At 67.8% G+C, this 16,927-nt stretch carries 14 protein-coding genes; 6 read left to right on the top strand and 8 right to left on the bottom strand.

Annotated elements, in window-relative coordinates; translation table 11 throughout:
- Positions 1 to 60: 60 nt before the first annotated feature.
- The 4 genes from ABZ827_RS00985 (at position 61) to ABZ827_RS00970 (ending at position 5,390) form a co-directional block, all read left to right on the top strand.
- Positions 61 to 1,062, top strand: coding sequence for an NAD-dependent epimerase/dehydratase family protein (locus tag ABZ827_RS00985; RefSeq protein WP_357230920.1), 1,002 nt, complete (start codon positions 61 to 63; stop codon positions 1,060 to 1,062).
- 31 nt (positions 1,063 to 1,093) lie between these two features.
- Positions 1,094 to 2,110 carry an Rv2578c family radical SAM protein gene (locus ABZ827_RS00980; RefSeq protein ID WP_357230917.1) on the top strand — a complete coding sequence of 339 codons (1,017 nt, stop codon included), beginning with the start codon at positions 1,094 to 1,096 and terminating at the stop codon, positions 2,108 to 2,110.
- A 242-nt stretch (positions 2,111 to 2,352) separates the two neighbouring features.
- Positions 2,353 to 4,308, top strand: a complete 1,956-nt coding sequence (locus tag ABZ827_RS00975; protein WP_357230914.1) for a 2-oxoacid:acceptor oxidoreductase subunit alpha — start codon at positions 2,353 to 2,355, stop codon at positions 4,306 to 4,308.
- Positions 4,305 to 5,390 carry a 2-oxoacid:ferredoxin oxidoreductase subunit beta gene (locus ABZ827_RS00970; RefSeq protein ID WP_357230911.1) on the top strand — a complete coding sequence of 362 codons (1,086 nt, stop codon included), beginning with the start codon at positions 4,305 to 4,307 and terminating at the stop codon, positions 5,388 to 5,390. Before ABZ827_RS00975 ends, ABZ827_RS00970 begins: the two co-directional genes overlap by 4 nt.
- Before the next feature lie 536 nt (positions 5,391 to 5,926).
- On the opposite strand, the gene ABZ827_RS00965 is transcribed toward ABZ827_RS00970, so the two are convergent.
- Both ABZ827_RS00965 and hisS read right to left on the bottom strand, forming a co-directional pair.
- Complete coding sequence (locus ABZ827_RS00965; RefSeq protein WP_357230908.1) at positions 5,927 to 6,571, bottom strand: hypothetical protein; 645 nt, start codon at positions 6,569 to 6,571, stop codon at positions 5,927 to 5,929.
- Positions 6,572 to 6,614: 43 nt separating this feature from the next.
- Complete coding sequence (gene hisS, locus ABZ827_RS00960; protein ID WP_357230905.1) at positions 6,615 to 7,880, bottom strand: histidine--tRNA ligase; 1,266 nt, start codon at positions 7,878 to 7,880, stop codon at positions 6,615 to 6,617.
- A 188-nt stretch (positions 7,881 to 8,068) separates the two neighbouring features.
- On the opposite strand from hisS, the gene ABZ827_RS00955 reads away from it, so the two are divergent.
- Positions 8,069 to 8,947, top strand: coding sequence for a peptidylprolyl isomerase (locus tag ABZ827_RS00955; protein WP_357230902.1), 879 nt, complete (start codon positions 8,069 to 8,071; stop codon positions 8,945 to 8,947).
- A gap of 310 nt (positions 8,948 to 9,257) precedes the next feature.
- On the top strand, positions 9,258 to 9,854 hold the full coding sequence (locus ABZ827_RS00950; protein ID WP_357230899.1) for a hypothetical protein: 597 nt from the start codon (positions 9,258 to 9,260) through the stop codon (positions 9,852 to 9,854).
- Between the two features lie 81 nt (positions 9,855 to 9,935).
- Here the strand turns inward: ABZ827_RS00950 and ABZ827_RS00945 are convergent, their stop codons facing one another.
- From ABZ827_RS00945 to ABZ827_RS00920, 6 genes are read right to left on the bottom strand one after another with little or no spacing between them, the layout of a single operon-like run.
- Positions 9,936 to 10,376: a DUF4913 domain-containing protein gene (locus tag ABZ827_RS00945; RefSeq protein WP_357230896.1), complete on the bottom strand. Its 441-nt coding sequence runs from the start codon at positions 10,374 to 10,376 to the stop codon at positions 9,936 to 9,938.
- On the bottom strand, positions 10,373 to 12,253 hold the full coding sequence (locus ABZ827_RS00940; protein ID WP_357230893.1) for a TraM recognition domain-containing protein: 1,881 nt from the start codon (positions 12,251 to 12,253) through the stop codon (positions 10,373 to 10,375). The genes ABZ827_RS00945 and ABZ827_RS00940 overlap by 4 nt, the downstream gene beginning before the upstream one ends.
- 29 nt (positions 12,254 to 12,282) lie before the next feature.
- Positions 12,283 to 12,882, bottom strand: coding sequence for a hypothetical protein (locus ABZ827_RS00935; protein WP_357230890.1), 600 nt, complete (start codon positions 12,880 to 12,882; stop codon positions 12,283 to 12,285).
- Positions 12,879 to 14,546 (bottom strand): peptidoglycan DD-metalloendopeptidase family protein, encoded by a 1,668-nt coding sequence (locus tag ABZ827_RS00930; protein WP_357230887.1) that lies wholly within the window; start codon positions 14,544 to 14,546, stop codon positions 12,879 to 12,881. Before ABZ827_RS00930 ends, ABZ827_RS00935 begins: the two co-directional genes overlap by 4 nt.
- 13 nt (positions 14,547 to 14,559) lie before the next feature.
- Positions 14,560 to 14,841, bottom strand: a complete 282-nt coding sequence (locus ABZ827_RS00925; RefSeq protein WP_357230884.1) for a transposase — start codon at positions 14,839 to 14,841, stop codon at positions 14,560 to 14,562.
- Between the two features lie 23 nt (positions 14,842 to 14,864).
- Positions 14,865 to 16,925, bottom strand: coding sequence for a hypothetical protein (locus tag ABZ827_RS00920; protein ID WP_357230881.1), 2,061 nt, complete (start codon positions 16,923 to 16,925; stop codon positions 14,865 to 14,867).
- Positions 16,926 to 16,927: the final 2 nt, after the last annotated feature.

Raw genomic sequence — 16,927 nt, 5'->3', positions numbered from 1 at the left:
TCCCCGGCCGTAAAACTAGAACAGGTTGCAAATTAGAACAAGTTCTATATTGTCGTATCCATGAAGGTCGCAGTGACCGGCGCAGCCGGCTACCTGGGTACGAATCTGCTCCCGCTGCTCGCTGAGCGCGGCGACGAGATCACCGCCATCGATCGGGTAGCCCCCCGGCAACCCGCCGCGGCGAACGTCACCTGGGTGAGCGCCGATGTCCTGGACCCAGCCTCCATGCGAGCCGCCCTCGAGGGCGCGGAGATCGTGTATCACCTGGTCGCCGTGATCACCCTCGCGGACAAGAACGATCTCGCCTGGCGAGTGAACACCGAGGGTGTCCGGGTGGTCTCCGAGGCCGCCCACGCGGTCGGGGCGCGCCGGTTCGTGCACGCGAGTTCGATCCACGCTTTCGACCAGTACAGCTGCGGCGGCAATATCGACGAGACGACAATGCGGTCCACCGACGCCGGGCTCCCCGTCTACGACCGCTCCAAATGGACCGGCGAGATCGAACTCCGCAAGGTGGTCGAGGCAGGTCTGGACGCGGTGATCTGCAACCCCACCGGAGTATTCGGCCCCGCCGACCACGGAACCCCACTCTCCCGGATCAACCGCTCCCTGCGCGATGCCGCACGCGGCCGGATCCCGGCCATGATCGACGGCGGCTTCGACCTGGTCGACGTACGTGATGTGGCACGCGGCCTCATCCTGGCCGGCGAACACGGCCGGACCGGGGAGAACTACCTGCTCGGCGGCGAGATGATCTCCATGCTGGATCTCTGCCGGATGGCCGCCCGGCACAGCGGTAAGAAGGGGCCCAGGTTCGCCATCTCCCCGAAGCTCGTCTCGGGCCTGATCCCCGTGATGGAGCCGATCGGTAAACGTCTCGGCACCGATATCGTCTCCAAGGCCGCCCTCGGCGCGCTGATCTCGGCACCGCTCGTCGATCACGGCAAGGCCGCAAAGGAACTCGGGTATCAGCCCCGCCCGATCGACGACACCGTCCGCGACCTGGTCGCGTTCTTCGCCGATCCGCACGCCCCGCTACCCGATTTCAGCCCGGCCGCTTGACAGCGTTTAGAACGCGTGTTCGACTGGTCGCGTGCGGTGGCAGAACCAGACCCTGGACGCCGACGACGGCGCACTGCCCGGCCTCGGCCGGGCCGGATTCGCCCGCACCGTGCAGACTCCCGAGTTCGACGGGATCACCTTCCACGAAGTGCTCTGCAAGAGCGCGCTGAACAAGGTACCCGACGAATCGAATCTGCCGTTCCGGTGGACGATCAATCCGATGCGCGGCTGTTCACACGCCTGCCGTTACTGTTTCGCGCGCGGGTCACATGAGTACCTCGAACTCGACGCGGGAACGGATTTCGATACCCAGATCGTCGTGAAGACCAATATCGCGGCCGTCCTGCGCCGCGAACTCACCCGCCGGTCCTGGCATCGGGAGCGGGTGGCGCTGGGCACCAACACCGATCCGTATCAGCGCGCCGAGGGCAGGTACCGGCTGATGCCCGGCATCATCAGAACCCTCACCGATGCCGGCACGCCGTTTTCGATACTCACCAAAGGCACACTGCTGCACCGGGATCTATCGCTACTCACCCTGGCCGCACGGGAAGTTCCGGTGCATATCGGAATCTCGCTGGCTCTGCTCGATCCCGAACTGCATCGCGGGCTGGAACCCGGCACACCCACGCCGCGTGCGCGCCTCGATCTGGTGCGGGCATGCGGCGATGCAGGTTTCGCGGTGAATGTGATGGTAGCTCCCGTCGTCCCCTACCTCACCGACGGCCGAGCCCAGCTCGACGAACTGTTCGGCGAGCTCGCCGCGGCGGGCGCGGAGTCGGCGGTGGTACTGCCGCTGAATCTGCGCGGCAGCACACGCGGCTGGTTCCTGGGCTGGCTCGCCGAAACCCATCCCGCGCTGCTGCGCCGCTACCGGCAGCTGTACCGGCGCGGAGCGGTGGTCGCGCCCGAATACGCGACCTGGCTGCGGGAGCGTGTCGACCCGCTGCTGCGCGAGCACGGGCTGCTCCGGGAGGAGCCGCCGGCCGCACCGGCCCGGCCCGCACCGGCACCGGCCGATGTGCCACAGCTCGAACTCTTCGCCTGATCTCGCCCGGCCGGCCCACTCAGCCGGACACCAGTCCGGCCAGCCGTCTCGCCGTTACGGCGTGCGGATCGACCTCGCGAACAGCCTCGCTACCTGCTGTTTCATCCTGATTGCGGTGGAGCCGAGACCTCGTCCGCGGCCCGGCGCGGCACACCGGACGCCCACTTTCCCGGCGCGGCGCCCCCCGGCGAGGGTAGGTTGGCGACTGGCAGCTCATTTCGACGAGGAAGTGAAGCACGCGTATGGTTGCGCAGCACGACAATATCGGCGGTTCCCCGACAGCCGAGAACAATTCCGGCGCAGCGGTTCTGGACCGTGTCGTCATCCGCTTCGCGGGCGATTCCGGCGACGGTATGCAACTCACCGGCGACCGGTTCACCCACGAGGCGGCGGCTTTCGGTAACGATCTGGCCACCCAGCCGAATTTCCCGGCCGAGATCCGGGCCCCGCAGGGCACGCTGCCCGGGGTTTCGTCGTTCCAGATCCAGATCGCCGACCACGATATCCTCACCGCCGGCGATCAGCCGGATGTCCTGGTCGCGATGAATCCGGCGGCGTTGAAAGCCAACCTCGCCGAGCTGCCGCGCGGCGGCACTCTCATCGTCAACACCGACGAGTTCACCAAACGCAACCTCACGAAGGTCGGTTACACGACCGACCCGATGTCCGGCGAGGGCCTCGGGGATTTCGTTGTCCACCAGGTCCCGATGACATCGCTGACGATGGCCGCCACCGAATCGGCCGGCGTGGGCAAGAAGGACGGGCAGCGCGCGAAGAATATGTTCGCACTGGGGCTGCTGTCCTGGATGTACGGCCGGCCGATCGGCGGGACCGAGAAGTTCCTGCGGGAGAAATTCGCCGGAAAACCGGAGATCGCCGAGGCCAATATCCTCGCGTTCCGGGCGGGCTGGAATTACGGCGAGACCACGGAAGCCTTCGCCACGACCTATCACGTCGCCCCCGCGGTACTGCCCCCCGGCACATATCGGCAGATCACCGGGAACACCGCGCTCGCCTACGGCCTGATCACGGCCGGGTCGCTGGCGGGAATTCCGCTGTTCCTCGGCACCTACCCGATCACACCCGCCTCCGACATCCTGCACGAACTGAGCAAACACAAGAGTTTCGGCGTCACCACGTTCCAGGCGGAGGACGAGATCGCCGGTATCGGTGCCGCGCTGGGAGCCGCGCTGGGTGGTGCGCTCGGGGTCACCAGCACCTCGGGCCCCGGTCTCGCACTCAAGAGCGAATCCATCGGACTGGCGGTGATGACCGAACTCCCGCTGGTGATCGTCGATGTTCAGCGCGGTGGCCCGTCCACCGGTTTGCCGACGAAAACCGAACAGGCCGATCTGCTACAGGCCCTCTACGGCCGCAACGGTGAATCCCCGGTAGCCGTGCTGGCGCCGCGTTCCCCCGCCGACTGTTTCGCCACAGCGGTGGAAGCCGCCCGGATCGCTCTCACCTACCGGACGCCGGTCCTGCTGCTGTCCGACGGGGCCATCGCCAACGGTTCCGAACCGTGGGCGATACCGGCGGTCGACGAACTCGAACCGATCGACCCGGCTTTCGAAACCGAGGGCGACGGCGATTTCCAGCCCTATGCCCGCGATCCGGAAACCCTCGCACGCCCCCTCGCGGTACCGGGGACAGCGGGCCGGGCCCACCGGATCGGCGGGCTGGAGAAGGCCGACGGCAGCGGTGACATCTCCTACGACCCGGCCAACCACGAACTCATGGTGCGGCTGCGGCAGGCCAAGATCGACGGTATCTCGGTCCCGCCCGCCGAGGTCGACGATCCGGGCGGCGACGCACAGGTACTGCTCATCGGCTGGGGCAGCTCCTACGGACCGATCGGCGAAGCCTGCCGGCGAGTACGCCGCCGGGGTGTCCAGGTGGCCCAGCTGCATCTGCGCCACCTCAATCCGCTACCGCCGAACCTCGGCGAAGTCCTGCGCCGATACGACACCGTGGTCGCGCCGGAGATGAACGGCGGACAGCTGGCCTGGCTGCTACGAGCGAAGTATCTGGTGGACGTGCGACCATGGACGAAGGTGGCGGGAACGGCGTTCTCCGCCCAGGAGCTGGTCGGCGTCATCGACGCGGCGCTGGACGGAACCCTGGCCGAACTGGAACAGAACAAAGCCTTCACCGCCAGAGCACAGGCGACCTATCGCAGGAACGGGGGCGCAGTATGACCATCATCGAAACCTCGCTGGCCGGAACCGAACTCGGCATCACACCCATCTCCGGACTGTCCGGCGTGCCGACCGCGGGCGAGCCGCAGAAGGCGAAGGACTACACCTCCGACCAGGAGGTCCGCTGGTGCCCCGGCTGCGGCGACTACGTCATCCTCGCCACCGTCCGGGGCTTCCTGGCCGAACTCGGCCTGCGCCGCGAGAACCTGATGTTCGTCTCCGGTATCGGTTGCTCGAGCCGATTCCCCTACTATCTCGACGCCTACGGTATCCATTCGATCCACGGCCGCGCCCCGGCCATCGCCACCGGACTGGCGGTGACCAGGCCGGATCTGTCCGTCTGGGTGGTCACCGGTGACGGTGACGCGCTCTCCATCGGCGGCAACCATCTGATCCATGCCCTGCGCCGCAACGTGAACATGACGATCCTGCTGTTCAACAACCGGATCTACGGTCTCACCAAAGGCCAGTACTCCCCCACCTCCGAAGCGGGCAAGGTAACCAAATCGACGCCCATGGGGTCGGTCGATCACCCGTTCAACACGCTCTCGGTCGCACTGGGCGCGGAAGCGACGTTCGCGGGCCGGGCCCTGGATTCCGACCGCGCGGGCCTCACCGAGGTCCTGCGCGCCGCCGCCGAACACCGCGGCACCTCGTTCGTGGAGATCCTGCAGGACTGCCCGATCTTCAACGACGGCTCCTTCGATGTACTACGCCGCGGCGACAGCGAATCCCGGCTGATCCCCCTGCGGCACGGACAACCCCTGCGCTTCGGCGCCGACGGTGAATACGCTGTGGTCCAGCGAGGGTTCGGGCTGGCTGTCGCACCGTCGTCGGAGGTCGCGGAGGCCGATATCGTGGTGCACGACGCCCACCGCGACGACCCGGAATACGCCTACGCGCTGTCCCGGCTGTCCGACCAGGATCTGGACCATGTGGTAACCGGGATCTTCCGGGCGGTGGACCGTCCGACCTACGACGACGGGGTCCGTGCGCAGACGGCTGCGGCCCAGGACAAGAACCCGGCGACGCCGGATGCCTTGCAGCGTCTGCTCACCGGGGCGGAGACCTGGACTGTGTAGGCGGGCATCGGTCTGCGGTCGGAGCCCGGGCGGGCTGGTTCGCGAAGGTTGTAAGCAGGCAGGTTTGTGAAGGTGCTGTGTTTTTGGTGGGCGGGGCCGGGAGGGTGACAAGCAGGGCAATCCGCCAAGGCTCTGTGTTTTTTGGCGCCGCCTGCGGCGTCGCGGGTTCGGGGCCCCCTTGGTCTCGTTCTTCACTCCCGGCGCTCAGTCGCTGCGCTCCTTCGCTCTGGTCGCTCCAGAACGAGACGGGCCCCGAACCACCAACGCTGACCGGTCGCATGCGGGGAAACGGGGTGAGGGTGGTATGCGGACAGACCGGCGGTAGGTGGATAAAACGCTCCGGAACGAGACGGGCCCCGACCATGGAGGTGGACTGGTCGCATACGGGAAACGGGTGGGGTTGTATGCGGACAGACTGGCGGTAGGTGCAGCAAGCGCGCCCGGGGGCGGCGGAGTAGTGGTAATGGTGCCGGGTGGCTACCACGTTCGTGTTGTGTTTTGGTGCTGGGAAATCCGGACCACACTGACCATCACTGTCAGTACAGGGCGGCGATCTCCTGGTCGGTGAGGACGATCGGCGCAACATAGTCCTTGGCTCTTGCCGCGGTGACGGCCCGGTACAGAGGCCGTTCGCCGAGGCCCGCGTCGCGGGCTTCGGCGCGCAGTTGGTGGACCAGGAGGTCCGCGATCGCCAACCCTGCCGCCAGTTCGCTGCGTGACAGCGCGTCCGCCAGGCGGCGTAGACCCAGTAGATGCAATTCCCGCCCGCTGCCCGCATCGGTGTACATGGCCAGCGGTACGACCTGGCGGTCCGGTCCCGCGGTGAGCCGCAGCATCACCCGGCTGATCCGGCCGGGGTAGATCAGCAGCTCCACTCCGGTCACAGCGGGTATCTCCAGGCGCCGGATCCGCCAGAGTTTGCGCGCGTGCAGCGCGTTACCCGCCAGCCACAGCCGCCGGCGCCGCGGTGCCAGGAATACACCGACGGCCGGTACAGCGATAGCGAGTGCGACGACAATCCCGGCGACCGGTCCGAGGAACAACCCGACCAGCACGCCGATTGCCAGCGCCAGGCAGCCCGTGATCACGGCGGCCCGGCGCATCAGCGGCTCGAGCACCTCCGGGGCGACCAAGTCCAGCCCGATCGGTTGTTCGGCGTCGGGCTGAGGCGAATCGTTCACGGCGGCGCTTTTCGGTCCGGGGGCAGGGTCGCCCCGGAGAGTACTACGGCCGGTCGGACAGTGTTGTGACGATCTCGTCCAACGGTATCTGCCGTTGGTCGCCCGTGCGCATATCCTTCAGGCCGATCGTCTGTTCCGCCAGGTCCCGGTCGCCGAGGATCAGCGTGTATCGGGCGCCCGACCGGTCGGCCGCCTTCATGGCTCCCTTGACCCCGCGGTCGCCGTAGGCCAGGTCGACGCTGATGCCGACCGCCCGCAGCTCACCGGCCAGTACCACCATCCGCTGTTTCGCGGCATCGCCGAGCGGGACCCCGAATACCGCACAGCGTGCCGTGTCGCCCGCGGTGACCCCTTCGGCGGCCAGCGCCAGGACGGTGCGGTCCACGCCGAGCCCGAACCCGATACCGGACAGCGCCCGCCCACCCAGTTCTTCCATCAGGCCGTCGTAGCGGCCGCCGCCGCCGATCCCGGATTGTGCGCCGAGCCCGTCGTGCACGAATTCGAATGTGGTCTTCGTGTAGTAGTCCAGGCCGCGCACCATCCGCGGGTTCAGCACATACGGCACCCCGAGGGCGTCGAGGTGCGCGAGGACCTGGTCGAAGTGGGTTTTCGCCGATTCGGAGAGGTGATCGAGCATCAGTGGGGCGTCGGCGGTCATCTCCCTGACCTCGGGCCGCTTATCGTCGAGTACGCGCAGCGGGTTGATCTCGGCCCGGCGCCGGGTCTCCGGGTCGAGATCGAGTCCGTACAGGAATTCCTGTAACCGCTCGCGGTACTGGGGGCGGCAGGTCTGATCGCCGAGCGAGGTGATCTCCAGCCGGAACCCGGTGAGGCCCAGGCTGCGGAAACCGGCATCGGCCACCGCGATGACCTCGGCGTCCAGTGCTGGATCGTCGATACCGACAGCCTCCACCCCGACCTGCTGCAGCTGCCGGTACCGGCCTTTCTGGGGGCGCTCGTAGCGGAAGAACGGGCCCGCGTAGCTGAGTTTCACCGGGAGCTGACCGCGGTCCAGACCGTGTTCGATCACCGCGCGGATCGCACCGGCGGTACCCTCCGGCCGGAGGGTGACACTACGTTCGCTGCGGTCGGAGAAGGTGAACATCTCCTTGCTCACCACATCGGTGGACTCGCCGACGCCGCGGGCGAACAGTTCGGTGTCCTCGAAGATCGGCAGCTCGATATGCCCGTACCCGGCGAGTCGGGCGGCGCGGAGCAGGCCGTCGCGTACCGCGACGAACTCGGCCGAGCCGGGCGGGACATAATCCGGCACCCCCTTCGGGGCGGAGAAGCTGCTGGTCTTGGTCACGGTGAACCAGTTTTCCTCACTCGGCCCGGTCGAGTCCAACCGGTTCCTTAACGCCCGCCGCCCCGCGCGGCCTTCCGGACGACATCCGGGAACGCGCCGCCGGAGATGGCAGACTCTAAAACCGGAAGTAACAGACCAGCAGCGACCGGCCGGGCCGGCCCCGGCCGCCGCACGGGAGGAACGTGGTAGTGCCGAGCAACGAACAGCGCCGAGCGGCGGCGAAACGCAAGCTGGAACGACAGCTGGCAAACCGGGCCGAACGCGCGCGCAAGCGTAAGCAACTCACCATCGCCGGATCCGCGCTCGGTGTCGTCGTGGTGATCGCCGCGGTGGCCGGTGTGTATTTCCTGACCCGCGGCGACGACAACGCCGATACCGCCGCGTCACAGACCGATGCCTCGTTGTCCAGCACCCCGGGAGCAGCACCGCCGCCACCCGCGGCGGCGAAACCAGCCACCGTGAACTGCACCTATCGTGACAGCGCCGAGCCCGCCGCCAAGCCGGCCCAGAAGCCGCGGGCGGAGGGAATCCCGACCGGCGGGGACAACGCGGAGCTGAGCCTCAGCGTGGACACCAATCACGGTCCTCTCGGACTGACCTTGAACAACGCCGAGTCGCCGTGCACGGTGAACAGTTTTGCCAGCCTCGCCGGCCAGGGTTATTTCGACGGTACGAACTGCCATCGCCTCACCCAGGGTGAGGGACTGAAAGTGCTGCAGTGCGGCGATCCGACCGGTACGGGCACCGGCGGCCCCGGCTACGAATTCGACAACGAGTACCCCACCGACCAGTACGCTCCGGACGATCCGGCGCTGCAGCAGCCGATCGGCTACAAGCGCGGGGTGCTGGCCATGGCCAATGCCGGGCCGGGCACCAACGGGAGTCAGTTCTTCATCGTCTACGGCGATTCGATGCTGCCGCCGAACTACACCATCTTCGGCACGGTGGACGAGGCCGGGCTGGCGACCCTGGACACCATCGAAGGTCTCGGCCAGGACGAATCCAACGGTCCCGGAGATGGGAAGCCGACCCAGCCGGTCACCCTGAATTCGGTACGTATCGACTGATACCCGCCGGGCGAGTTCGGTCCCGGACCGAATCCGTAGATATATGCTGGTCGGCGTTACGTTGCCAAGACTGTGCCCCTGTTTCTCGGGTAATCTCGGATCAGGGAGTGCGCGTGACCATGTCGCGCTCGCCGGTCGCCGTTCGGGGCCGGGCGCTGCCGGCGGGTTCTTCCGGATGAACCTATCCGGAAGGCGAGGACTCGGCGGGCGGTCCGCGAGCCGTGTGGCGAATCCCGATTCGCCCGGCGCGGCCCGCCGTAGCCGGGCACCATGAACACCCATAGTGACCACCGCAGTATCGGGAGCAGCCATGTCCGAGGAACTGGACGATATCGGCCGGGAAACCGCGGCCATGATGAAGACGATGTTGCAGATCGCGACCCTGGTCGCGCTCAAGGCACGGGAACGCGGTCAGCGCGAGGCCGAGGCGCGGGTGAAACTCACCGAGGCGCGGGTGAAAGAGGCCCGGGAGTTGCAGATCCGCGAGGCCCGCGATGCGAAGGCCAAGGATCCACGTAATCTCGCATTGGCCCAGACCATTTCGCGGTCGGTGGCGGAGGTCAAACCGGGTACCGCGGTCCCGCAACGCGAAACGAGCGGATACCGCGGAGTCCAACTGGAAAAGGACCGCTTCACGCTGGAGCGGATGTCCGATAAATCCGATCAGCTGGGCGGAGCCGCGTCGGCGGCCGGCTACGACTCGGTGCAGCGCCGGGAAGCCCTGGCAGCCCACCTGGCCAGAATCGGTATCGCCCCGGAACTCGCGGCGGCCCGGATGCTGGTCGAAGTGGGCCAGGCGGGCCCGGCGAGCGAGGCCGCACGGAACCGCCCGGACCGGACGCCCGCGGTCCAGCGGGCCCGTGAGCAGGAGCTGGCCCGCGTCCGCGGTCTCGAACGGAGCCGCTAGGCATCCCTGCCCCGCCGTTACGAGAAAACGCCCGTCACCGACGGGCGTTTTCTCGTCCGGTCATCCGGTGCCGCACCACGGTCAGGGCCGTGGGTCGGCGATTTTGATGCCGCCGGCCGGCGCAGCGTCCTCGACCGCGTAGTCCCGGTCCCCGGGCTGGCTGAACATGCCCTGGGGCGGCGCGGCCAGCGGTAGCGGGCCGAGCATATCCTTGTGGCCGTTGCGAACGCTGCAGTATTTGAACGGGCCGCGCGGATCGAGCAGCACCGCCATATGCGGGTCGGCGTGGTCGAGGAACCATACGCTCATACCGGTGGCCGGGTCCTGTCGCAGATGCTCCCAGGCCCGCCACACCGCGTCGAGCCGGACCACGGCTTCGGTGTGCTTCCACCATTGCGGGCACCAGACGGTATCGCTGAGGTCGCTGACCTGGCGGCGATAGACAACGCTGAGGTAGTTCTCGACGAACTCCACCACGTTCTGGTAGACGAGCAGTCCTTGCTCTTGGGTCGTCTCGGTCACAGCGGGCGAACCTCCTGCCTGTCGTCCGGTCCGTTGTCCGGCCCCGGGGGTGTTTCTCCCGGCCCGCTTTCCGGTTCCGGGGGTGTCCGTTTGATCAGCGACGGTGAGCCGATGAGATCGGTGACCAGCGTTTTGCGCTGGGGGTCGTGCTGTTCGATGGACTTCTTCACCTGCGACGCGTATTCGCCTTCCCACCATGGCACGGTACGCACCAGAACGGGTGGGGCTCCGGAGGAGAATACGATGGCCCGGCCGCGTGGCAGTGTCGCCAGCGCCTGCACCGTGAAGGTCTTCGACGATCCCAGCGACCGTGAATAGCTCTTACTGCCTTTGGATTCGGAGACCGACGCCGAGATCGCCGAATGCTCGCCGATGGCCTCCGACCGCTCCCGCAGGAAGTTCGCGTCGTCGACGCCGCTACCGAACACCTTGATATTCGCGGCCGACCACAGCGCGTTCATCCCGTCCTCGCCCCAGCAGCGGGCGCCCTGGGCCCACGACTGCAGAACGGTCATGACCACGATGCCGCGTGACCCGAAGTGGCTGTACTGCTTGGGCAGATCCTTCCAGCGCACCACATTCGCGGCCTCGTCCAGCACCGCCAGCAGCGGTATCGGCAGCCGCCCGAACGCCGACCGCGACGCCTTGCGCATGGCCACATCGACCACGGCCTCGGTCAGCGCGCTCACCAGCGGTGCGGCCGAGCCCCGGCCCTCCAGGGACAGGCTGTAGAGCGTGCCGTTCTTCTCGATGAACTCCAGTTCGTCGAACTGGACCCGGTCCCGTTCGTCGGTATTCGTTCGCGGCGTAACCCATTTGTGCACATTGCGCAGCTTCAGGCAGCGCACCATCTTCTTCGCGGTACCGAAGATACCGCTGCGGGTGCGCGGATCGGCGTTGTACTGCGAGGCCAGGCCGGACGCCGAGAAGTCGTGGTCGGCCTCGCGTAGCAGCTGGATCGGTTCGGTGTTCTGCGGGTTGGTCACCCACTCCCAGATCTGTGTGATCGGCCGGTTCCCCACCGCGGCGGCCAGGAAGAGACCGGCCAGCAGATCCTCGGCCTCGGGATCGAAATAGTTGTCGTTGCTCGCATCCGAGCCGCTGTCGCCGTCGGCGAAATGGCCGGCCAGCCGGGCCGCCCGCATCTCACATCCGTCGCTGTGGGCATCCACCCAATCGAGCGGGTTCCAGTACCAGGTGGCTTCCTCGGCGGCCACGCCCTGCGGGTCGAATACGAAGGTCTTACTGCCCTTCTTCTCCCGGACATCCCGTGTCGCATCGACCACATCGCGTTTGTTGGAGGTGGCCAGCACCGGGCCGATGGCGTTGAGGATCGCCGGGATGACCCGTGAACTGGACTTCCCCTGGCGTGGACCCCAGATGTCGAGATGCAGATCCTCATAGGAGCCGTACAGCATCGTGCCGTCGGCGACAGCGACTCCGATCGGTACGCCGGGCGAATCGGTGTAGCCGAGCCGCACACCGAGCTGCTGTGCCTTCTCCCGGACACCGGCCTCGGTGAGTGCGGAAATCGCACCACCGTTCCCCATCACACCGGCCTTGTCGTCGACAGCGAGCCGGCCCACGCTGCGTTTGGCCGCGGCCCACCGGCGCCACAGCACGAAACCCACCAGCGCGGCGACGACGAGCACCAGGATCACCGTGGCACCGGTGGGCCAGCGCAGCTCCCCCTTGACCATTCCGGCCGCGATGGCGATCGGGTTGACCGGCATATCCTGTTTCTGCAGGGAGAGCATATTGCCCAGATGCAGCGCAATCCAGACGGTGCCTACGACAGCACCGCCGACGTAGATCGAGATGAGCGTCGGATCGGGCCCCTTGACGGCCGGATCCTTCACCGGTTTCTGTTTCGCCATACCTGCCTCCTCAGTGGTCCCCGCCGCGGTCACCGATAGCCGTCGAGCCGCCAGCCCTCGGGCGTGCGTACCACGGTCGCGATAACGGTGGCCGGCGCCAAGGGCTCCTTGCGGCCGTCCGGGTAGACGACGGTCTGCTCGATTCCGATCTTGTACTGCCGCATACCGGGATCCGGCCCGTCCGGCGGGCGGTCCCCGGACGCGAAGGTGAACGCCTCGACGCGCGCGCCCGCCGCCGCCCATTCACCCCAGCGCAGGGAGACACCCGGTGCGGCCGCGGACGCCGTCGACGCGTCGAGCACCCGTACCAAACTGGGGCCCAGGTATTTCCGTGCCCGCTCCAGCGAACCTCCCGGTACCTCGGAGGCGGGTTCCCAGTGATAGATCTCGCGCAGCGCCGCCACCGCGACACCGTCGGGCGTCACCGGATCCGGTGCCGGTACGGCCTCCAGCCGCCGCGTGGTCGAAACGGCCGGGCCGCTGCCCGTTTCCGCGGCATCGCTGCCGCAGCCGCTCAGCATCGTGATGCCCAGCATCAGCACCACCACCAGTCCCGCACCCGCAGTCGTCTTCTCGTTCCAGGCTAACCTTCCGAAACTCGAACCAGGTGTCGATCCGCGCGTGTTCACAGCACTCTCCTCGCTCGGGCGTCACCGGGCACGGCAGCCTGGGCGACACCCCCGGCGGAGTCCGCGGTCCCGGCGGGTGCCGCGTGGATCATCTGCCCGTTGCCGGTGTAGATACCGACCTGAGCGGGTCCGCGGGCGGCGAACTCGCTGAAGACCAGATCGCCCGGCCGCATTTCGGCGAGCGCCACCTCCGCGCCGGATTCCCACTGCTGTTCGGCAGTGCGCGGTAGCGAAACGGTTCCGGACGAGGCGGCGAACACCGCGGCCGAGGTCAAACCGGGTCCGTCGAGCCCGCCGCCGCTGGGCCCCTGCGGCCCACCGCCGCCCCAGACGTACGGGGTCCCCAGCCAATCGTGCGCGGCCCGGACGACCTGGTCGCCAGGAGTGGCCTCGGTATCGGGCGAGAACCGGCCGGAAGCGCCCGGATCCCGGTATTCCGCTTCCATGGAGAGGATATTCGTCACATAGGGCTGGGTTTCGGAGTAGTGCGCGGCGACCTGGTTCGGCATTCCGCCGGAGGCCAGTACCGCACCTTCGCCCGCGTTGTAGGCGGCCAGGGTCAAGGCGACCACATCACCCTGGACCCGGCCCTCGGCGATCCAGCCGTTGACCTTGTGCGCGATCGCGCACATATACCGGCCCTGGCCGACAATGGCGTCACCGTCGTCCCAGACGCTGGCCACCCCGTTGCCGTCGGCATCGATGACATACGGTTTTCCGTCGTCCGGGTTCGTACCGGCAGCGGTTCCGGGCAGGAACTGCGCGAGACCCTGCGCGCCCGCCGGGGAGGTGAGACCGCGCCGGAAACCGGATTCCTGGCGCCCCTGCGCGGCCAGCAGCGACGGCGTCACTTCCGGGCACAGCGATCCCGCACGGCGATACCAGATCTCGAGTTCGGGCGGTACCTTCCCCACGGCCAGCGCCCCTCCCTGGGTACCGAAGCCGCGCGCACACTCGGGGTCGGTCGAATGGGCGCGGGCGCCACCGACATCGGGGGTCGGGGCCCCGTCGAGCCACGGCATGGGATCGATCTGACGGCCACCGGTGAACCGGCCTCCGGGCACGATCTCGAAATGCAGGTGAGGACCGCTGGACTCGCCGGCAGAGCCTACCGCGCCGATATGCTGACCCGCCCGCACCTGCTCCCCCACCCGAACCAGTACCCCGCTCTGCCACATATGTCCGTACACGGCCGAATACGACCGGCCGTTGCCCGGGTCCACCGAATCGACCACGATCCAGTTGCCGAAACCGGACGCCGCACCGGCCGCCACCACCACCCCGTCGGCCACCGCGAAGATCGGAGTTCCGTCCGGCGCGGCCAGATCGACACCCCGGTGCTCGCCGCCGCGGGAGCCGAAGACATCGGAGACGGAGAACGTTCCGGCGGCCATGGGCCAGGTACGGCCCAGAGGGCCGGCGTCCGCGGCGAGCGACGGCGTCGCTGTCGCCGCGGGGTTCGCGGCGGAACTCGGGGCGGTACCGGCGGCACGCTGATCGCCCGGGGGGTATCCGCCGGGCGGCGGTTGTGTCGTCCCTTCAGGATCGACCACCGAACCACCCTCGCAGGGGTCGTCGACCGCGGGCATCACGATGACCAGCACCACTGTCATCAGCCCGAGGACCAGTCCGAGCGAGGTCCACAGCACCGATTTCGCGTTCACGGCGGCGCCTGGTTCACGTGCGACGCCGGGATTCGTTGAGCGTATCGGCCAGCGCCCGGTTCACCTCCGCGGCGGCGGCCAGCTGCTGCTGCAATAACGCGACCTTCCGCCGCAACGCCACCGTATCCAGCCGTTCCAGGTTCGGTCCTTCCGCTGCCCGTACCCAGTTCCGCACCGAATTGGTGTGCACCCCGATCTGTTCTGCCACCACCCGGCACGCTTCCGATTCGCTGCGCAATTTGCCCGTCAGGGTGTTGACCTGCTCCACCGCGGCGGCCCGGACTTCGGGCGACACCCGCCGATACGAGCGGTGCGGCATCATAACCCGTCCCCTCCCCCGGGATTCGCTCCGTCCGGGGCGGGGACCGCACCGCCGCCGGTCCGGCCGGGATGCGCGGTGAACTCGTCGAAACGCTGGTTGGTGTCGTGGATTCCGCTGAGTTTCTCGGCCGCGGTGAACTCCATATGGAACGGGATACCGGGCCGGCGGTCCTCCCCGATCTTCAGCAGGAACTTGCCGGTGCCGGGCGGAGCGGGGCGCAGCTGGCCGGGTTTGAGTGCCTCGCCGGTGAGCGCCTGCGGAGCCGACCAGCTGGTCACCATCTCCTCCTCGGCGGAGGTGAACGGGACCGTACTGTCCAGCCGTTTGATCTCTTCGGCCGGTAGCGCACCGAAGATCTTGGCGCGCGCCCGTTCCAGGAAACCGAGCGCTTTCGCGATGGCCGCTTCCGAACCCAGCGCCTGCAGGTCCTTGATGGTGTGGCTGATCATGATCAGCGCGGTGGCGATACCGCGCTGCAAGCGGGTCAGCTCGTCGACCCGGTCCACCATGAAGTCACCCAGGCCGAGTACCTGCCACAGCTCGTCCATGACGACCTGGAAGTACCGCTGCGGCGCCATCCCGGCGTCGGTGAGGGTATGCGCCGCTTCCACCGCGGCGAAACCGTCGGCCCAGCAGGCCAGCATGACGGCGGCCTTGAGTTTCTTGTCTCCCTGGGGGATATGGGAGACATCGATGCACACCGCGACCGAATCGGTATCGATCGGCACCGTGGTCTGCCCGTTGAAGACCGCACCGAACGGGCCCTGGGTGAGGGCGCGCAACGAACGCCGCAAACCCCTGATCGCTTCCTGATATTCGGACGAGTTGTCGGCACCGGCGTCGAGCGTCAGCTCCTCGCCTCCGGCGACGATGACCTCCAGCAGGTTCTCCATGATCGGCGGCTGATCCGGCGTATGACCGCTACCCGGCCGGTACAGGATCCGCAACGCGGTGGAGATCAGCGTCTCCTCGTAGTCGCGCACCCGCGCCCCGCGCACCAGTTCCACCAAGCCGGCGATCAGCGTGACCTGCCGGGCATGCAGATCCTGTAGCACCTGGCGCTGCAGGTCCGGGTGGTCTTCCAGGCGCGGCACGATATCGCCGAGCACCCCGCCGGCGAGCGGGTTGAGTTTGCCGTGCCCGTAACCCAGATCGATCACCTGGCCACCGACCAGTTCCACCAGCCGCCGGTAGTCGGGTTTGACATCGGCGAGGATCATCGGGGTGATGTTCTGCGCGACCCCGCCCAGGACGATCCGGCGGACGAGCGACGATTTCCCGAACCCGTTGAGACCCAGAACGAAAAGGCTCGGCGCGGTGATGAAACTACCGCGCATGAACCAGTTCATCGGATCGAAGCACACCGGCGCCCCGGTATGCAGATGGGAACCCAGCGGGGTGCCGATCAACGGCGCACCGGCACCGACCGACCACGGCCACAGACCGGCCACCTGGGCGGTCGTGGCCCGGTATTCGACCGGACGGCCCACCACGTTCATCCGGCCACCGCCGGCCCCGGCATATCCGCGGTCGGTCAACTGGGCCGTCTGCCGGTCGAAACTGTCCTGGAACTCCTGTTCGACGCGAGCCTCGTAGTTACGCCGGCGGATATCGTCGGTGCGGACGCGGAAGGTCGCCCAAGCCGCTCGCAGACCGGCGCCCTCCCGGCTGACCTCCTCCAACCGGGAACGGGTCGCCGGATCGAGTAGCGGCGGGCCCGACTGCCGGCGCTTTTCGGCCCGTACCCGCGCCCGGCGCGCAGCTTTGTCGAATTCCGGTGTGCCCATGGCACGGTCCGCGGTGGTGTCGACCCGGGTGCGCCGGACCCGTTCCCGATTCCCGGCACCGCGTTCGCGCGGGTCCCGATCGCCGCTCTGCGCAGTCCTGCCCCGTCGTCCGGTACGCGCGCGGCCGTCCTCGCGTCGCCGCTCGGATTCGGGACCGTATTCGGTATCCCGCCCGTGCCGCTGCTCGTCCCTGTTCGAGCGTGCCCGGTCGCCGGTGGCGACCCGCACTCGATTCCGTTCCCGCACAGGTGGCTCGTGCTCGCGTACCATCA

The sequence above is a fragment of the Nocardia sp. NPDC019395 genome (genome assembly GCF_040632335.1).
In the GTDB taxonomy this organism is placed as follows: Bacteria; Actinomycetota; Actinomycetes; order Mycobacteriales; family Mycobacteriaceae; genus Nocardia.
Note: the sequence above shows the minus strand (reverse complement) of the source record. Positions and strands in the feature narration are given on the sequence as shown.